The sequence below is a fragment of the Pontibacter sp. HJ8 genome, from assembly GCF_054824225.1.
In genome coordinates this window covers 1-2,562 of the sequence record NZ_JSYF01000175.1, presented here as the reverse complement: position 1 = coordinate 2,562, position 2,562 = coordinate 1, and the positions used below count along the sequence as shown (strand labels likewise).

At 47.3% G+C, this 2,562-nt stretch carries 3 protein-coding genes and 1 other RNA gene; all 4 read left to right on the top strand.

The genetic code is table 11. The features are described 5' to 3' along the window. Positions 1-156 precede the first annotated feature (156 nt). Positions 157-253: signal recognition particle sRNA small type (gene ffs, locus OB13_RS08875), an RNA gene on the top strand. 213 nt (positions 254-466) lie between these two features. Beyond that, entirely contained in the window at positions 467-1,123 is a 657-nt protein-coding gene (gene fsa / locus OB13_RS08870) for a fructose-6-phosphate aldolase (RefSeq protein ID WP_461489804.1), read from the top strand. A gap of 106 nt (positions 1,124-1,229) precedes the next feature. Next, positions 1,230-1,433: a hypothetical protein gene (locus OB13_RS08865; protein WP_007654512.1), complete on the top strand. Its 204-nt coding sequence runs from the start codon at positions 1,230-1,232 to the stop codon at positions 1,431-1,433. 7 nt (positions 1,434-1,440) lie between these two features. Next, entirely contained in the window at positions 1,441-2,154 is a 714-nt protein-coding gene (locus OB13_RS08860; protein ID WP_461489803.1) for a cell division ATP-binding protein FtsE, read from the top strand. Positions 2,155-2,562: the final 408 nt, after the last annotated feature.

Below are 2,562 nucleotides of genomic sequence, written 5' to 3'. Positions count from 1 at the left end.
CAGGGGTGGTTGGACCCGGTATAGGTATAGCGGGCAAAGGAGAACGTTTGAAAATTAAACTGCCTGAGAGTGAGCTTTATTAAATTATAGGAGCATTTATGAAGTATAATTGTGAGGTTTAAATTTGCACTGCATCAGAATTTATGTACCTTTGTATCGGCAAACCGGCACGGCCAGCTCCCGCCAAACTCCCCCAGGACCGGAAGGTAGCAAGGGTAGGTGGTTGAGCGGCGCGATGTTGGTTTGCTTTTTTTTTGCCCCTACTATTCCGTTCCCTCTTCCGGGCCTACCAGATCCTCCGGTTTCCCGCTTATCAATTCCGCTATACCTGCTATTCTATTCACGGACAGGTGAATAATGGGGTTTGGCCCTTAAAACCTGAATTAGTCCCTCATCTTTTGCCCAATGTCTTTTGTCTTAGTACTTATTGCGTTAGATTTGTAAGCAAATCTACATCCCCAGCATTATGAAATTCTTTATTGATACTGCAAACCTGCAGGAAATTCAAGAGGCACACGACCTTGGCGTGCTAGATGGTGTGACCACAAACCCATCCCTGATGGCCAAAGAAGGCATCTTCGGCCATGATAACGTGATGGCGCACTACAAGCAGATCTGCGAGATCGCAGATGGTGACATCAGTGCAGAGGTAATCGCTACTGACTTCGAAGGTATGGTGCGCGAGGGAGAGCTGCTGGCTGAGTTGCACCCGAACATCGTGGTGAAAGTGCCTATGATCCGGGAAGGCGTAAAGGCTATCCGCCATTTCAGCGAACGTGGCATCAAAACCAACTGCACACTGGTATTCTCAGCTGGACAGGCTATCCTGGCGGCTAAGGCCGGTGCTACGTATGTATCTCCTTTTGTTGGACGTCTGGATGATGTGTCTACGGATGGTCTGCAGCTGATCGAACAGATCGTGCACATCTATGGCAACTACGGCTACCAGACACAGGTACTGGCTGCTTCTGTGCGTCACGTGATGCACCTGGTGCAGTGTGCTGAGCTGGGAGCTGACGTGGTAACATGCCCGCTTTCTGTGATCACCGGCCTGTTGAACCACCCGCTTACTGACATCGGTCTGCAGAAGTTCCTGGCTGATCACGCCAAAGGCAATAAGTAAGAGTTAATTCAGAATGAAGAATTAGGAATTAAGAATTGTTGAGGATAAGTCTTTAAACAATTTGAAACATTCCTAATTCTTCATTCTAAATTCTTAATTCATATCGATGTACATCATCAAAGTAAAGGGTAAGGCCAAGATACCTGATTACATACAGCTGCGTGACGATAATTTTGTGCTGATCGCCTACTTCCGGGCAGATCGTCCGCTCAAGAACCTGGACCGCTATGGTCTGGAGGGCAAAGAAGAAGCACTGGCTGCTCTCATCGAATCCCTTGAATTTGGCAAACTACAGCAATTAGATATTTAAAGTACGTATGAGTTTTTCTTCTTCCACCCCCGTGGTATCGCTGCGCGATGTCGCTATTTACCAGGACGTAAACACCATTCTGAGCAATGTGAATTTTGACATTGAAAAGGGCGAGTTTGTATACTTGGTAGGCCGCACCGGAAGCGGAAAAAGCTCTTTACTCAAAACCCTGTACGGCGACCTGCCCTTGCTGACCGGGGTGGCATCGGTTGCTGATTTCAAGATAAGTAAACTGCCACACAGGCAAGTGCCCTACCTGAGAAGAAAGATCGGCATCATTTTTCAGGATTTTCAGCTCTTATTTGACCGCACCGTGGCCGAAAACCTGGCGTTTGTACTGCGCGCTACCGGCTGGAATGACAAGTCCAAACGCAAGCAGCGTATTTCCGAAGTGCTGATGCGTGTAGGGCTGGACGCTGCCGCCAACAAATTGCCACACCAGTTGTCGGGCGGAGAGCAGCAGCGTATCGTGGTGGCCCGGGCACTCCTCAATGAGCCGGTCATTTTATTTGCCGATGAGCCCACCGGTAACCTGGATCCAATTGTAGCAGACGGCATCATGAAGCTGTTCATGGAAATCAATAACAGCGGTACGGCAGTCCTGATGGCTACGCACAATTATGAGATCATCAACCGCTATCCCCAGCGGGTGTTGAAGTGTGAGGATGGCAAAGTGCTGGATTCCAAGATCGAATCGTTCAGCCTGACAACAGGTTATTAAGCAACGCGTCCTTATATACTTAACGATTACTGATAACCTGAGCTATATCCTTTAGCTTACAGGTATACTGTAGTTTTTATGACTTCAGACACAGAAAATTTACACTTTTCTCAACTACTCTGCAATTTTTAACCCGCTGGTGCGATCATGCAGCTTGTATCCTGCTTTACTGTATAACTACTTCCTTCTGATCTCCAACTTGAAGTTGTTTCATAGTTTCGCCTGGCCGGCGGGGCCTTACTTTTTTTCTTGACAAAAAAAGTAAGCAAAAAAGTCAAGACAACACAAACTCGCTGAACGCTCAAACAGTGTGTTGCCACAAAGTGCACCTGGCAAAAGCTGTAAGTATGCCTTGCTATACCTGCCCACTATACATTGCTATACCTGTTTTTCTTGTCATTTCGACCA